Origin of the sequence: Ruegeria sp. HKCCD7303, from assembly GCF_013111185.1 — a bacterium.
GTDB lineage: Bacteria > Pseudomonadota > Alphaproteobacteria > Rhodobacterales > Rhodobacteraceae > Ruegeria.
Map to the genome: position 1 here is coordinate 734,042 of NZ_WVRE01000001.1, position 15,697 is coordinate 749,738.

Consider the following 15,697-nt stretch of genomic DNA (forward strand, 5'->3'; position numbering starts at 1 on the left):
GTTTTGGGGTCAGTATTGCGATAGCGGCTCTCGGATTGGCTTGCGACGCAAACGCCATCAACATCTGGTCGGCGCGAAGAATTGAAAAGCGTTTTCTCAAATGATGCCCCGTTCCTAGGGCTTGGTGCCAGGAACAGGGACAGATTAGGCGCAACAGGCGTAACGCCGACTATTCAGTAGGGTGCCTCGACATCGTTCATCGAGACATAGACGGTTTTCATCTCGCTGAAGTGGTTGATTGCCAGTTTCGAGTTTTCGCGCCCCACGCCTGACATCTTCGATCCGCCAAACGGGGCTTCGACCGGGGCAAGGTTATAGGTGTTGATATAACAGGTGCCCGCTTCGAACCCGGCCACCACGCGGTGGGCGCGTGTCAGATCGCTGGTGAAGACACCGGCGGCCAGACCAAATTCAGTATCGTTGGCGCGGGCCATGACCTCGGCTTCGGTGTCAAAATCCAGCACCGACATGACCGGGCCAAAGATTTCTTCGCGCGCGATGGTCATATCGTCGGTCACGTCGGCAAAGACCGTGGGTTGCATGTAGAACCCGTCGCCATCAAGCCGCGCTCCACCATAGACCAAACGCGCACCCTCGGACTTGCCTTTTTCGATATAGCCCAGCGCGATTTTCATCTGATTTTCGCTGACCATCGGGCCAAAGCTGACATCCTCGTCCATCGGGTCGCCGATTTTGGCGTTGGCCAGACGTTCGGACAGGCGTTTAAGGAAAGCTTCTTTGATACCCTTTTGCACAAACACGCGGGTGCCGTTGGAGCAGACCTGACCTGACGAATAGAAGTTGCCCAAAATTGCGCCTGAAACCGCGTTTTCGACATCCGCGTCGTCAAACACGATCATCGGAGATTTGCCACCCAATTCCATGGTGACATGTTTCATGCCTTCGGCTGCAGCAGCATAGACCCTGCGGCCCGTTGGAACAGAGCCGGTCAGCGAGACTTTGGCCACACGCGCGTCGGTTACCAGTGCAGCACCTACATCCCCGTACCCCTGAATCACGTTGTAAACGCCTTTTGGCGCACCGGCCTCGATGAGGATTTCTGCCACTTTCAACGCCGAGAGGGGCGTGGTCTCCGAAGGCTTGAACACCATCGTGTTGCCGCAGGCCAACGCCGGAGCCCCCTTCCAGCACGCGATCTGAGTTGGATAGTTCCATGCCCCAATCCCGACGCAAACGCCCAAAGCCTCGCGGATCGTATAGACAAAATCACCCCCGCCCAGAGGAATATGTTCGCCGGTCAGACTGCCAGCCAATCCACCAAAGTATTCCAGCGCATCCGCGCCCGAAGTGGCGTCTGCAACAGTGGTTTCCTGAATGGGCTTCCCGGTGTCATGGGTTTCCAGGACCGACAGATCATAGTTGCGTTTGCGCATGATGTCAGCGGCGCGGCGCAAAACCCGACCCCGCTCGGTTCCCGACATAGCCGCCCAGGCCGCTTGCGCACTTTTGGCACTGTTCAGAGCCTGTTCAACAATCGCCGGAGTTGCCGAATGCAATCGCGCGATCACCTCGCCAGTGGCCGGGTAGATCACGTCGATGGCGGCACCATCTGTATCTTCGACATACGCGCCATCAATGAAATGGCTGGCTTGGGGCTGAAACTTCATACCGTGTCCTCTTCTCTTGCACCCGTCTGAACGGGACAATTGGTTCGTTGAATTCGGCCCTAAAGATTATTGATTGATCAGTCAATAAACTCATTCCAGCGGCGGGAACGTGCCGACTTTACCCCCAAACCTTGAAATTTTTGGTTAATGTTCTATTTATGTTCTACATAGTCAGAGGATAAACCGATGGCCCAGCACGCACGTCAACCTGCCCTGAACGGGCCCAGCAACGACTACCATTTGCTTCCGGTGACAGACCGGCAGATGCGCTATGCCCGCGCAATTGCCGAAAAGTCAGCATTGGAGATACCGGTCGAGGCACAACGTGACCGAAAGCTGCTTTCGGATTGGATTTCAACGCACAAACCGCGCAGCACGTCGCAATTCGACAATTACCCAACAGGCAAGCAAGTTGCCTTCGCCGAGCGGATTTCACGCAGCAAGCGCCGCCCGATCCCTTCTGAGTGTTTTCGCGACAAGAAGATGATGTCGCGCTGGATCGATCACAACAAATAGACCCTACTTAGGGCCTTCATGACTGTGATTGCGCGCATAAAGCGCGACTGCCGCTGCAACAAACATGCCCAGCAAGATGTATCCTGTCACAGCTTCGGACACGGCAAGCCCGCGACACAGGCCGGTTGGGGACATGTCGCCATATCCAACCGTCGTAAAAGTCACATACGAAAAATACAGAATATCACCTGGACCTTTTGCACCGACGACACAATGATCGTTGTATCCAAACGCGCCATATACAGCAGCAAACAGGAACGGGACCACCTGTATGAAAGACACCCCCATCAGGAACAAAAGCCTTCGCGGTGATTTCACTTGGGTCATGTAGTACCAGGACTGCGACACCAGCCAGATCAACAGACCAACCGAAGCGATTGTGCCGATCGTGTCACCTGCGGTCGTTTCGCTCAGTCGAGAAAGGCCATACCAGGCGAGAAAGCTTGCCAGAACCAAACCCAACGCCGCCAGAAAGGTCGACTTCCACTCTTCCAGTGTTGTGGGTTTGCGGCGCATGAGTGCCCCTTCAAGCTGATTTCCAGGTGATCATCTGACCTAAAGCAATGGCCTGCAACCCGAATTCAATCCTGCCGTAAATGCGCCTCACCCCGTTCACGCGCCAGCAGGATCTGCTTTTGCCGCTCGCGAAAGCGCATTTTATCTGCCTCGGACGTCTCATCGATGCACTGGTGGCAAGAAACACCATGTTCGTATTCCGGGCGTTTCATGTCCTCAGGCAAGATCGGTCGGCGGCAACCGTGGCAAAGCATGTGCGGCCCTTCAACAAGGCCGTGACCGACGGATACGCGATTGTCGAACACAAAACACTCACCCTGCCAGGTACTGTCTTCAGCAGGCGTCTCTTCCAGATACCGCAGGATTCCCCCTTTAAGGTGATAGACATCCTCAACCCCTTGCCCCAACAAGTAGTTGGTGGACTTTTCGCAGCGGATACCGCCGGTGCAGAACATGGCGACGCGTTTGTTGTGAAAGCGGTCTTTGTTTTCTGCCCACCACGCTGGAAAATCGCGAAAACTGGCTGTTTCAGGGTCTATTGCGCCTTTAAACGTGCCAATCGCCACTTCGTAGTCGTTGCGCGTATCAATCACCACAACATCGTCCGAGCGGATAAGGTCGTTCCATTCTTGCGGCTCAACATAGTTGCCAACGCGGGCGCGCGGGTCGACATCCGGCTGCCCCATGGTCACGATCTCTTTCTTCAGTCGCACCTTCATCTTGCCAAATGGCGGATGATCCGAGGTCGCCTCTTTCCATTCGAGTTCTGCGCAACCTGGCAAAGCGCGGATATGCGCCAGTACCGCATCAATACCGGCGCGTGGACCTGCGATGGTGCCGTTGATCCCTTCTTGCGCCAGCAGCAAAGTGCCGGTGACAGATTGCTCTCGGCACAGATTCAGCAGCGGATCACGCAGCGCAGCGGGATCCGGGAAACGGGTAAAGTGGTACAAAGCGGCGATTGTGTACATAGGCGCGATTTACCTTTGCAAACCCAAAGTCGCAAGGGAGTGCATTGACGCCTCGTACTGTGATCCCTACCGATAGGATAATCAAAGGAGGCCGCAATGACCCATGCACTGCTCGTCATCGATGTTCAGAACGATTTCTGCCCCGGCGGAGCGCTGGCAGTGGCCCGAGGGGACGAAATCGTCGCCCCGATCAATGCAATGATGGACGATTTCGACGCCGTGATCCTGACGCAAGATTGGCATCCGGCGGGGCATTCTTCTTTCGCCAGCTCACATGATACTAAAAACCCGTTCGATCTGATCGACATGCCCTATGGTCCTCAGGTGCTTTGGCCCGATCACTGCGTTCAAGGATCGCAAGGGGCCGCATTTCACCCTGATCTCCGTGTCGATGGCGATCTGATCCTGCGGAAAGGGTTTCGGCGCGCGATAGACAGTTATTCGGCATTTTTTGAAAACGACCACAAGACACCCACGGGCTTAAAAGGGTATTTGGAAACCCGGGGTGTCAACCGCTTGACCCTGGTTGGTTTGGCAACCGATTTCTGCGTCCACTATTCGGCCGTGGATGCCGCACAATTAGGGTTCGATGTCACTGTTCAAATGGATGCGTGCCGTGCAATTGATATGGATGGCTCACTTGCGGCAGCGGAACGCGCCATGCGCGACGCAGGAGTTACCTTGGGCTAAGGCGCCCCCCCGGCTGCGGCCAGCAGCTTGATAAGCACAAACAAAACAACCGCCAAACCCAAAGCCAAGCCGATGCGACTGGGCACAGTCCGGCGCTTCGGGCTGGACTCTGCGAGTTTCTGTGGCGGCGGTGTGCGTGGCTGACGCGCGCGAACAATCCCAGCCATGGGTTGCGCCGTGCGCACGTAGTTCAGGAAATCCATCAGGTCGAACTCGCCGCAATATTCCCCACGGAGCCCACCGGTCTTAATGTTGGCAAAAAGTGACCTGAGAACCCGCACCCGATCCGTTTGATCTTCTGCCGGGAAAACACCAGGCACGATGCCGCTGTTGCGCGACTCGAGGCTGAAACCAGCATCCAGAAACATCTTGCGGATTTTCGGAGACGTACCCCGCAAAGCGTCCGCAGTTCTGATGTCGCGGAAAACCGCATGCACTTGACGTACCCCACCCTTCTGAGCCCCCGGCATTTCGGGGTCAAAATCATCCGGTGCTACGTTAACAATATCAAAATCGTACTCGAGACCCATTCACAAACTCAGTTCCGTATTTCCATCCCCTCTTCTCACTAACCGGTTAAAACAATGCACAATATGCCGGCATTGTGACGTCAAACTGGCATTGTCACCAAATCAGCGACTCTTGCCATTCCCGTTGTCGATTGATCTAACTACGGAAATCGCAGGAGTTCCCCATGGTCGACATCGCGACCCGAGTATACAATCACAAATGGCAGATTGACCCAATTGTACGATCTTTGATCGACACAGATTTCTACAAACTGCTGATGTGCCAGTCAGTGTTTCGCAATAAGCCCCAAACAAACGTCGTGTTTTCGCTGATTAACCGGTCGAATCACGTACCTTTGGCGAAATTGATCGACGAAGGAGAGTTGCGGGAACAGCTGGATCACATCCGATCACTCAGCCTGAGCCGGGGCGAAAGCACCTGGCTGCGGGGCAATATGTTCTATGGCAAACGTCAGATGTTTCGTTCCGATTTCATGGAATGGTTCGAGAACATGCGCCTTCCTCCCTATCATCTGGAGCGCAAAGGCGATCAGTATGAGCTGACCTTCGAAGGCAAATGGCACGAGGTCATGCTGTGGGAAATCCCTGCGCTGGCGGTGTTGATGGAGCTGCGATCGCGCGCCGTTCTCAACGATATGCGACGGTTCGCATTGCAGGTGCTCTATGCCCGCGCGATGACGCGCGTGTGGGAAAAGATCGAACGGCTGAGTTCGGTCGAAGGTTTAACCATCGCCGATTTTGGAACGCGACGGCGCCATTCCTTTCTATGGCAGGATTGGTGCGTGCAAGCGATGATCGAAGGCTTGGGCGCGTCTTTTACCGGCACATCGAACTGTCTGATCGCCATGCGGCGCGAGGTTGAGGCCATCGGCACCAACGCACATGAATTGCCGATGGTGTATTCAGCGTTGGCAGACACCGACGCCGAACTGGCCCAAGCGCCGTACGACGTCCTTAGCGACTGGCACGACGAACATGACGGCAACCTGCGCATCATTCTGCCCGACACTTACGGCACCAAAGGCTTTTTGGACAATGCGCCCGATTGGCTGGCCGGGTGGACCGGTATTCGTATTGACAGCGGGGATCCAGCGGCAGGGGCAGAAGTCGCCATCGCGTGGTGGAAGTCACGCGGTGAAGATCCGACGCAAAAGCGTATTATTTTCTCGGATGGTCTGGACGTCGAAAAAATTCAGGAGCTGCACGCACAATTCGCTGGCCGCGCCAATATTTCCTTTGGCTGGGGCACTTTGCTGACCAACGATTTTCGCGGACTTGTTCCCAATGACGCGCTGGCACCGTTCTCATTGGTCTGCAAAGCGGTATCCGCCAACGGGCGCCCGACGGTAAAACTGTCAGACAACCCGGAAAAGGCGATGGGACCGAAAGATCAGATCGAGCGCTACAAACGCGTTTTCGGAGTGGGTGCGCAACAAGCGATCGAAGTCGTGGTCTAGCCATGATAGGCTGCGACCGTCTTCAGCTGTGAAAACCCATAAAGGGCCTCGAACCCCTTCTCACGACCGTGGCCGGATTTCCCAACACCGCCAAAGGGCAACTCAACTCCGCCCCCAGCGCCGTAGTTGTTGATAAAAACCTGCCCTGAATGCAGCGCCTTCGCCAACCGCATCTGGCGTGCCCCGTCGCGCGTCCAGATGCTGGCGACAAGGCCGTATTCCGTACTGTTTGCGATTGTCAGAGCCTGTTCTTCGGTGTCAAACGGGATCAGAACCTGAACCGGGCCAAAAATCTCATCCCGGGCCAGCACGTGATCGGGCGATACATCTGCAAACAAGGTGGGCCGGACATAAGCACCTGTTTCAGGTGCCTCACGGACGATACGACCCTGCGCGGCAATGGTCAGATCCGCGCCTTTATCCAGAAAACCGCTAACGATCTGTTTCTGCCGGTCCGAGATCAAAGGCCCGACACGCATATCCTGAATTGCGGGCCCGACGGTCAGTTGTTCATACGCCTCAGACATGCGGGACTTGACCTGATCATACACCCCACGTTGCACCAGAATACGCGACGAGGCCGAACAGGTTTGCCCTGCATTCTGTATACCCGCGTTCACCAAAAACGGCAGCGCCGCATCCAGATCCGCATCGTCAAAGACCAGTTGCGGGGATTTTCCGCCCAATTCCAGCGTTACAGGCACCACATTGCGGCCAGCTGCCTGTTGCACCAGGGCTCCCGTGGCCACCGAACCGGTGAACGAAATATGGTTCACCCCCGGATGTGCTGACAGCGCCGCGCCTGCCTCGGATCCAAGACCGGGCACGACGTTTAACGCGCCGGCTGGCAAACCGGCCTGTTGCGCCAGATGAGCAAAAGCCAGTGCCGTTAAACAAGCTTCCTCTGCAGGTTTCAGAACGCAAGCATTGCCCATAGCTAGCGCCGCCCCAACCGAACGCCCAATGATCTGCATCGGGTAGTTCCACGGCACGATATGGCCCGTCACCCCATGCGGTTCTCGCAGTGTATAAACGGTGTAGCCATCAAGATAGGGGATGGTCTCTCCCATCACCTTGTCCGCAGCACCCCCATAGAACTCGCAATATCTGGCCAGCGCGACAGCGTCAGCCCGCGCCTGCGTCAGCGGTTTACCCACATCCATAGCTTCAAGCTGCGCCAGATCGTCGGCCCGCTCCAGCACCAGCTGACCCAGCCTCGTTAGAATGCGCCCCCGCTCCAGCGCTGTTTTACGCCCCCAATCCCACTGCAAGGCGGTTTGAGCCGCTTGAACTGCGGCGTCGATATCTGGTTCGGAACCACGTGCGATCCGGCAGATTTCGGTCCCGTCCGAGGGGTTGATGAGCGGCAGGGTGCCACCCGAGGCTGCAGGTTTCCATCGTCCCTCGATCAGACAAAGCGTGGGGTCGAACCATATCTTCTGGATCAATTTCGCCTCCATTTCAGGCTCTAATCAGCAGTTATTAGGCCGATATCATCTCAATCTCTGGCAATCGGGGTGCGGCTGCAATCAGAGTTTGTGTGTAGGGGTGTTGTGGTGCCTCAAAGACCTTATCGGTCTCGCCCTGTTCAACGATCTGACCGGACCGCATTACCAACACTCGGTCGGTGACGGTGCGCACAACGCTCAGGTCATGACTGATGAACAGATAAGTCAGGTCATACGCTTCGCAAAGCTCGGCCAACAGATCAAGGATTTGCGCTCGGACCGACACGTCCAACGCCGAGACAGCTTCGTCAAACAGGATCAATTCAGGTCGGATGATCAGCGCCCGCGCGATGGCAATCCGCTGACGCTGCCCGCCCGAGAATTCGTGAATGTACTTACCAGAGTCATCCGGGCTGAGGCCGACCGCTGTCAGCATCTCAGCGATCCGATCCTGACGGTCCGATCCGGTCGGCGGAGTATCTAGCAGATGGAAGGGTTCGGTGATCAGACGCGCCACGCGGTGGCGCGGGTTGAAACTGCCAAAGGGGTCTTGGAAAACCACCTGCATCTTCCGGCGCACCGCAAGGTTGGGTTTGTGACCTGTGAACACAGGCTGCGCGTCCAGTCGAATCTGGCCCGATTGCACCTCTTCCAACCCCAAAATAGCCCGTGTTAGGGTCGATTTTCCGCAGCCAGACTCGCCCACAAGCCCCAAACGTTCTCCTCGGTTGAGGGTAAAGCTTACACCATCCACAGCCCGATGATGACGCGGCCTGTCAAACAAGCCCTTACGGGGCAGGCGATACTCACGCACGACCTGGCTCACCTCCAGTAACGGCTGCGGCTGCGGCGGTTTCGGCAGCGTGACCTGATGACCGGATGCCTCAAACAGCATCCGGGTGTAGGGATGCTGCATGTTGTGTAGCAGGTAACTTGTCGCGCCGCTTTCGACCACTTCCCCGTGACGCATGACGGTAATTTGGTCAGCCATGTCTGCGACCACAGCCAAATCATGGGTGATCATCAACAGACCCATGTCATATTCGCGCACCAGTCCCTTGAGCAAATCGAGGATCTGCGCCTGCGTGGTGACATCCAGCGCCGTTGTCGGCTCGTCCGCGATCAACAGCTTGGGGCGCAAGGCAATGGCCATGGCGATCACCACACGCTGTCGTTGCCCACCAGACAGCTCATGCGGATAGCGGGACAACGGGAACCGATCGGCAGGCAAACCGACGCGGGTCAGAACCTCTTCTGCCCTTGCTCTAGCCTGAGCCAGAGGCATCGCCTTATGGATCAGGATCGTTTCCATCACCTGATCGCCAATGGTTTTAACGGGGTTGAGCGCTGTCATCGGCTCCTGAAACACCATCCCGATGGATGCGCCGCGCAATGCACACATCTCGGCCTCGGACCGGATCAGCAGATCTTCGCCCTCCAGTTGGACCGTGCCGTCTACCTCTGCACCGTTCGGAAGCAACTGCATCACTGCCAAGGCCGTCATGGATTTACCCGAACCGCTCTCACCCGTCACGGCGACGATCTGACCGTGATCGATGGACAGGTCGATCTGTTTCAGGATCGATGTCCCATGGATCGACAGTGACAGGTCCTTGATGCGCAACAAACTCATGCCCGCGCCACCCTGATCCGTGGATCCAGCCAATCCCGCAACCCGTCGCCCAACAGGTTCAGGCCCAAGACGGTGACGATGATCGCCACGCCTGGAATCAGAGCCAAATGCGGGGCAAAACTGACCATTGTCTGCGCATCAGCCAGCATTCTGCCCCAACTTGGCGTGGGCGGCTGCGCCCCCAGTCCGACGTAGGACAGACCGGCCTCAGCCAAAATACCTAGGCTGAATTGGATGGTGCCCTGCACGATCAGCAAGTTGGCGACATTGGGCAGGATATGCTCGACCGATATCCGCGCTGCCCCTTTTCCCGACACGCGAGCGGCAAGGATGAACTCGCGCTCCCACAGCGATAGGGCCGCACCTCGGGTGATACGGGCAAAAACGGGGATGTTGAAAATGCCGATGGCAATAATGGCGTTGATCGCTCCGGCTCCAAACACGGCGGTGATGAGGATGGCGATCACTAGCGAGGGGAAGGCAAAAACCAGATCGTTGCCGCGCATGATGACCTCATCCAACCACGATCCTTTGCGGGCCGCGGCTGTGAGGCCAAGGGGGACGCCCAGCGCCATACCGATCCCCACAGCCACCAAAGCCACCGCAATGGACGTGCGCGCACCGACCATGATCATCGAAAACATGTCGCGCCCGAAGTGATCCGTACCGAACCAGTGCTCCACATTTGGGGGCTGTAGCTTCTCTGGAATGCTCAGTGCTGAATAATCATAGGGGGTCCAGACAAACGAAATCAGCGCGGCTAAAACCACTAGTGAAGACAAAAAAGTGCCCAGAAACAGGTTGCGGCTCATGTCCTGCTCCTCAGCCTCGGATCGACGGCGGCATAAGCCAGATCGACCAGAAAATTCACTGTGATCACGGCAAAGACCAGCAACATGACCACCGATTCAACCACGATGAGATCACGGGCCGAGATGGCCTGAAACACCAAACGACCAAGGCCAGGCAGGTAGAATACCTGTTCGATGATGATCGACCCGGCCAGCAGAAAGGAGAACTGCAGGCCGATGATGGTCAGCACCGGGATCAGCGCATTTCGCACGCCGTGCCGCCAAAGCGCCTGACGGCGGGACAATCCCTTGGCCCGGGCAGTGCGCATAAAGTCCTCACCCAAAATATCCAGCAAGGCTGACCGCATAACGCGAGCGAGGATAGCCGCCTGTGGCAAGGCCAGTGCGATTGCGGGCAGGGTCAGCGAATGCAATCCGGCCCATACGCCGTTGCCCCAACCGACAAACCCGCCCGCGTTGAACCAGCGCAGGTTGATGGCGAAGATCAGCACAAGCATCATCGCAAACCAGAAATTGGGCACGGCAATGCCCAACTGAGTGGCGCCCATTACCGCCAGATCCCCCGGCTTGCCCCGGCGGGCGGCGGCGTAGATCCCGGCGGGAAACGCGATCAAAGTTGACAGTGTCAGCGCGTAAAGTGCCAGCGGCAGCGATACCCATAGCCGGTCTGCGATCATCTGGGACACCGGCGTGCGGTACGTGTAGGACGTGCCAAAATCCCCCACCAGCATTCCGCCGACCCAGTTGAGATACCGGTGCACTTTTGACCCGTTCAGGCCCAGCTCAGCCCGCAACGCTGCCAGCGTATCCTCTTGCGCGTTCACGCCCAGCATGAACGACGCCGGATCGCCCGGCGCGACCTCGATCACCGCAAAGATGACGACCGAGGCGACGGCTAGGCTGATCAATAGCGAAATCAAGCGTTTAAGGGCATAGCGGAGCATTGGTACCACGTTAGGGTCACATCAGTCACGGGTCCAGCATCTAAGGCACCAGAAGGTAGGCGAAAACCGCGTAGGCCACGATTGCGGCATAGCCCAAAGGATAGATCCACTTGATCGCGTAATTGTCCAGCGTCCGCGCTGCGCCTTCTTTCCCGGACACTTTGAGTTTCCGCAACGCCACATTGAACACAATCAAGGCCCCGGTCATCAGGAACATGCATTGCAGAACAAAATCCAGAAAGGTCAGATAGCCCAGCTTAGGCAAATCTGCCGAGATCGCCCAGTTGAATGCAACAAAGACCAGCAGATTGCCGCCCGCAATCTCGATCCTGCGGCGGTATTCATCAAGGAAGAACAGCGCCCAGCCGACCGAAATCAGAACCAGCATCGGCAAGAATACCCTAATGACGTAGTAGGTCAGGTGCCGGTTGCCTTCGAAGACAAGCGCGACCTGATCGCTTTCCCTGCCGGACAGACCTGTGACCTTGGTTGCTTCCAGACGTGCATTGTCCAAAATCCACTCTTCTTCGCCCAACAAATCGCCAAGTCCCGAATAGTCCTCGAGCGGGCGGTATTTCACGTAGTCAGAGGGAAAGATTGATACGACCTCGAAGTGAAACTCCTGCGTGTCGAACGGGTATTTGCGGAAATCAAAATGCGGTGCCTGTAATGTCAGCGATGATTTCTCAACGTAAACCACGCGCCCGTCGTACCGCAGGGACGCCGCAGATTCGTGTATCCACTTGTTGGACTGCTGGTTGTGGATGACGAAGGCGGGCAAAACGGTGCCGATGTCGGCGGCATGATCCGCCAGATCCGGCGGGCTGAATACTCGGATCTCGCGCCCGATCTCGGCTTGATCAAAAGCCATCGCGGGATCCGTCCATTCGACCCGTAAAACCACGACAGCGCCATAGTTTTCCGCCTTTTGGTCGACGCTGGTGATCTGGTCGATGCGGATGCCTATGCCCACCTCAAGCGGGTTCTCCGGTGTGCCGGTCAAGGCGTCCAACCGCCCACCCAACACGTTTTGCGCCGCGGCCATGTTCGGCGCATTCGACACAAGGCCAATGGCTAGCAAAAGAAGGTAAAAACCACGAAACACGAACATAACAAGAGACACCCGAAAAGAGCGTAACACCGGGGCCGCGCCAGACAGCCCCGGTAGAAATCTTATTCAGACCAACTGATCTGTGTCAGGTCGATCGCCGCAGTGGGTGCGTTTGCCCACAATCCTTGCACACCGGCCTTTGCGACGCCCAGCTTGGCCAATTGGAACAGATAGCCGTTTACATAATCGGTGGAGATCAGACGCTGGGCCTCACCCAGCAGTCGTGTGCGTTCATCGGGATCAGTGGTGGCGTTCAAAGTATCCATCAGCGCCTGAAAATCAGTGCTTTCATACTGAAAGTAATAATCTGGCCGCGCATAAATTCCGATATCCATGGGTTCGGTGTGGCTGACAATCGTCAGGCCAAAATCCTTGCCCCGGAACACCGATTCCAGCCATTGCGCCCATTCGACATTGATGATCTCGGCTGTAATGCCGACCTCGGCCAGTTGCGCGGCAACGATCTCACCGCCCCGGCGTGCATAAGACGGCGGCGGCAGGTGAAGCGTAGTTTCGAACCCATTCTCAAAACCGGCCTCGGCAAGCAGCGCCTTTGCCTGTTCCGGGTCATAGGCAGACTCACCAGTCAAATCGACATAGGCCGGATGATGCGGTGCAAAATGGGTTCCAATCGGCGTGCCATAGCCGAACATCGCACCATCGATAATCGCCTGCCGGTCGATGGCATGAGCCATGGCCTGCCGGACAAGAATGTCGTCAAACGGCGGCTGTTTGTTGTTGGTGGACAGGATCGTCTCACCCTCGGTTGTACCAACCAGAACCTGAAAGCGCGGATCGGCGTCGAATTGCGGCAGGTTTTCCGGCGCAGGGAAGTTGTCAAATACGTCCACATCCTCGGCCATCATGGCCGCAAAAGCGGCGGTTGGATCCGAGATAAACTTGAATGTAGCAGTCTCTAACGTGGGCTGATCGCCCCAATAGTCGCGGTTGCGGTTCAGCGTGATGCTGTCGCCCTGAACCCAGTTGCCAAAGGTGTATGCCCCGGTGCCAACTGGGTTGGTCTTGATGTTTTCGATGCTGTCGGGCGCGACAATGACCGCATCCCCCCAAGCCAGGTTGAACAGGAAATTTCCGTTCGGTTCCGAAAGAGTGACTTTGACAGTCAGCGGATCGACAACCTCAACGCTTTCAATCCCAGCAAACAATGCCTTCTGGGCGTTCGCGCTGTCTTCGGCGGTGGCGCGATCAAGGGTGAACTTGACGTCCTCGGCGTCCATAGTTGTGCCGTCATGGAAGGTCACACCATCGCGCAGTCTGAAGGTATAAACCATACCATCGTCAGAAATCTCCCAGCTTTCAGCTAGGCCGGGCACGACCGAGCCATCGCCCATGAACCGGGTCAGTCCTTCGAAAATGTTTGTATAGACCACCGAGTCAATGGCCTGCGCCGCCGCGCTGGTGGGGTCCAGATGCGGGGGTTCAAGCTGCATCGCGATGGTGATGTCCGATTTGGCAAAAGCCTGCGTGGCAAGCAGACCAACGCCCACCGCCAGGGTCGACGCAAACGTCCTGAACATGAATTTTGTCATGTGAACTCTCCCTACTGAAACTGGTTGTGCCCTTGATTTCAGGGCCGTTTTATCAACAGTTTTCCTGTAAACCTGAGGTCAATCAAGGGAATGTTCGCGCAACCGGGGTTTCTTTGGACCTATCCGGTCTGCTATGCCGCACTGCAACATAATACCTGCAGGAGCGACACATGAGCGCCACCGCCCGCAAGAAAGCCCCGAATGCCGAGGATATTCGCGCCCGAAAAGGTGGCGCGCCTCTGGTCTCGCTGACCGCCTATACCACGCCCATGGCACGTCTGATGGATGCGCATTGCGACTTTGTTCTGGTGGGTGACAGCGTTGGCATGGTGCTGCACGGCCTGGAATCTACCCTTGGCGTCACGATGGAGATGATGATCCTGCATGGGCAGGCCGTCGCGCGCGGTCTGGACAAGGCCATGATGGTCATAGACATGCCCTTTGGCAGCTATGAGCATTCTCCAGCCGATGCCTTCCGCAATGCCGCGCGCCTTATGGCAGAAACAGGTGCTGGGGCCGTGAAGCTGGAAGGTGGTGTTGAAATGGCAGAAACCATCCGATTTCTGGTCAAGCGTGGTATTCCGGTGATGGCCCATATCGGTCTGACCCCGCAATCGATCAACACGCTGGGTGGCTACAAGGTACAGGGCCGTGACGGACAGGCAGAAGCAGTCATGGCCGATGCCCATGCCGTGGCCTCGGCTGGTGCGTTTTCAGTCGTTCTAGAGAAAGTTCCACAAAAGTTGGCCGACCAAATCACCGAAGAGGTTGCGATTCCGACCATCGGCATCGGTGCCTCGGCTGGATGTGACGGGCAAATTCTGGTCGTGGACGACATGGTTGGCTTTTTCACCGCCTTCAAACCCAAGTTCGTCAAACGCTATGCCGAGCTCGGCCCACTGGCCGAAGCTGCCATAGCAGAATACGCCGCCGACGTGCGTGCAAGGACCTTCCCGGCAGACGAACATGTCTTTTCCGACCAGGCTCCGACCAAAGGACCTAAGGCATGACAGCACCGATTTTGCGGTCTCTGGCCGAACTGCGCGCCAAAACCACCGAATGGCACCGCGATGACGAAATGATCGGCGTGGTTCCCACCATGGGTGCGCTGCACGAGGGGCATTTATCGCTGGCACAGGCCGCGAAAGAAGGCTGCGACCGGGTCATCGTGACGATCTTTGTGAACCCCAAGCAGTTCAACAAACCCGAGGATCTGGCAAATTACCCCCGCACTGAACATGAAGACGCCAAAAAACTGGCTCCCTACGAGGTGGACGCGATCTATGTGCCGGACCCGCAGGAAGTCTATCCTGAAGGCTTTTCCACCACGGTTTCTGTCTCTGGCCTGACCGACATGATGGAAGGCCCCTTCCGACCGGGGCACTTTGAGGGCGTGGCCACGGTTGTCGCCAAGCTGTTTCTGCAAACCCAAGCGGATCGAGCCTATTTCGGGGAAAAAGACTACCAGCAGCTTTTAGTTGTCCGCCGCATGGCGCGCGATTTGGACATCCCCGTTGAGGTTTTTGGCTGCCCGACCGTGCGCGAACCCTCAGGGTTGGCAATGTCTTCCCGTAACCTTCTGCTCTCATCTGACGGGTTGAAGATCGCGGAACATATGCACAAGGTCATGCGACAAGTCGCCCAAAACCTGGCGGAGGGCGGTGATTTCGCAACCTTGGCGCAAGATGCCAAAGCGCGCTTGCTGGCCGCCGGATTTTCCGAGGTTGAATACATTGATCTCCGCTGCGCCGAGACGCTGGAAAGCCTGCCCAATGCCAACAGGCCAGCCCGCCTGTTCGTCACTGCATGGGCGGATGGCGTCCGTCTGATTGACAATATCCCGGTCGATTCAGCCTGATTTCTGCTCTGGCCCCTACGCCGTTGTTTGCGC

The 15,697-nt window shown here is 56.8% G+C and carries 15 protein-coding genes; 5 read left to right on the forward strand and 10 right to left on the reverse strand.

Annotation, left to right across the window (positions count from 1 at the left end; genetic code table 11):
* Positions 1-173: 173 nt before the first annotated feature.
* Positions 174-1,628, reverse strand: coding sequence for a betaine-aldehyde dehydrogenase (gene betB / locus GS630_RS03200; RefSeq protein WP_171620233.1), 1,455 nt, complete (start codon positions 1,626-1,628; stop codon positions 174-176).
* A 186-nt stretch (positions 1,629-1,814) separates the two neighbouring features.
* Here betB and GS630_RS03205 point away from each other — a divergent pair, with 186 nt between their 5' ends.
* Positions 1,815-2,144, forward strand: a complete 330-nt coding sequence (locus tag GS630_RS03205; protein WP_171178319.1) for a hypothetical protein — start codon at positions 1,815-1,817, stop codon at positions 2,142-2,144.
* Between the two features lie 3 nt (positions 2,145-2,147).
* On the opposite strand, the gene GS630_RS03210 is transcribed toward GS630_RS03205, so the two are convergent.
* Together GS630_RS03210 and GS630_RS03215 are read right to left on the reverse strand one after the other, a co-directional pair.
* On the reverse strand, positions 2,148-2,660 hold the full coding sequence (locus tag GS630_RS03210; RefSeq protein ID WP_171620235.1) for a potassium channel family protein: 513 nt from the start codon (positions 2,658-2,660) through the stop codon (positions 2,148-2,150).
* 65 nt (positions 2,661-2,725) lie between these two features.
* Positions 2,726-3,631, reverse strand: coding sequence for a rhodanese-related sulfurtransferase (locus tag GS630_RS03215; RefSeq protein WP_171620237.1), 906 nt, complete (start codon positions 3,629-3,631; stop codon positions 2,726-2,728).
* Positions 3,632-3,727: 96 nt separating this feature from the next.
* On the opposite strand from GS630_RS03215, the gene pncA reads away from it, so the two are divergent.
* Positions 3,728-4,321 carry a bifunctional nicotinamidase/pyrazinamidase gene (pncA, locus tag GS630_RS03220; protein WP_171620239.1) on the forward strand — a complete coding sequence of 198 codons (594 nt, stop codon included), beginning with the start codon at positions 3,728-3,730 and terminating at the stop codon, positions 4,319-4,321.
* Here the strand turns inward: pncA and GS630_RS03225 are convergent.
* Complete coding sequence (locus tag GS630_RS03225; protein ID WP_171237935.1) at positions 4,318-4,851, reverse strand: hypothetical protein; 534 nt, start codon at positions 4,849-4,851, stop codon at positions 4,318-4,320. The genes pncA and GS630_RS03225 overlap by 4 nt on opposite strands.
* 164 nt (positions 4,852-5,015) lie before the next feature.
* Between GS630_RS03225 and pncB the strand changes: the two genes are divergently transcribed.
* Positions 5,016-6,308 carry a nicotinate phosphoribosyltransferase gene (gene pncB, locus GS630_RS03230; RefSeq protein WP_171178330.1) on the forward strand — a complete coding sequence of 431 codons (1,293 nt, stop codon included), beginning with the start codon at positions 5,016-5,018 and terminating at the stop codon, positions 6,306-6,308.
* On the opposite strand, the gene GS630_RS03235 is transcribed toward pncB, so the two are convergent.
* The 6 genes from GS630_RS03235 to GS630_RS03260 form a co-directional block, all read right to left on the reverse strand.
* Positions 6,305-7,756 (reverse strand): aldehyde dehydrogenase family protein, encoded by a 1,452-nt coding sequence (locus GS630_RS03235; protein WP_245222890.1) that lies wholly within the window; start codon positions 7,754-7,756, stop codon positions 6,305-6,307. The two genes, pncB and GS630_RS03235, sit on opposite strands and share 4 nt — an antisense overlap.
* Before the next feature lie 34 nt (positions 7,757-7,790).
* Positions 7,791-9,389 (reverse strand): ABC transporter ATP-binding protein, encoded by a 1,599-nt coding sequence (locus GS630_RS03240; RefSeq protein ID WP_171711864.1) that lies wholly within the window; start codon positions 9,387-9,389, stop codon positions 7,791-7,793.
* Positions 9,386-10,201, reverse strand: coding sequence for an ABC transporter permease (locus GS630_RS03245; RefSeq protein ID WP_171620243.1), 816 nt, complete (start codon positions 10,199-10,201; stop codon positions 9,386-9,388). The genes GS630_RS03240 and GS630_RS03245 overlap by 4 nt, the downstream gene beginning before the upstream one ends.
* A complete protein-coding gene (locus GS630_RS03250; protein ID WP_171620245.1) occupies positions 10,198-11,145 on the reverse strand; it encodes an ABC transporter permease in 948 nt (315 codons plus the stop codon). The genes GS630_RS03245 and GS630_RS03250 overlap by 4 nt, the downstream gene beginning before the upstream one ends.
* Before the next feature lie 40 nt (positions 11,146-11,185).
* A complete protein-coding gene (locus tag GS630_RS03255; RefSeq protein WP_171620247.1) occupies positions 11,186-12,256 on the reverse strand; it encodes a hypothetical protein in 1,071 nt (356 codons plus the stop codon).
* A 62-nt stretch (positions 12,257-12,318) separates the two neighbouring features.
* Positions 12,319-13,806 (reverse strand): ABC transporter substrate-binding protein, encoded by a 1,488-nt coding sequence (locus GS630_RS03260; protein WP_171178340.1) that lies wholly within the window; start codon positions 13,804-13,806, stop codon positions 12,319-12,321.
* A 170-nt stretch (positions 13,807-13,976) separates the two neighbouring features.
* On the opposite strand from GS630_RS03260, the gene panB reads away from it, so the two are divergent.
* Both panB and panC read left to right on the forward strand, forming a co-directional pair.
* Complete coding sequence (gene panB, locus GS630_RS03265; protein ID WP_171237933.1) at positions 13,977-14,816, forward strand: 3-methyl-2-oxobutanoate hydroxymethyltransferase; 840 nt, start codon at positions 13,977-13,979, stop codon at positions 14,814-14,816.
* The gene (gene panC, locus GS630_RS03270; protein ID WP_171178343.1) at positions 14,813-15,664 is read left to right on the forward strand and encodes a pantoate--beta-alanine ligase; all 852 of its coding nucleotides are present in this window, start codon (positions 14,813-14,815) and stop codon (positions 15,662-15,664) included. The genes panB and panC overlap by 4 nt, the downstream gene beginning before the upstream one ends.
* The last annotated feature ends 33 nt before the right edge of the window (positions 15,665-15,697 follow it).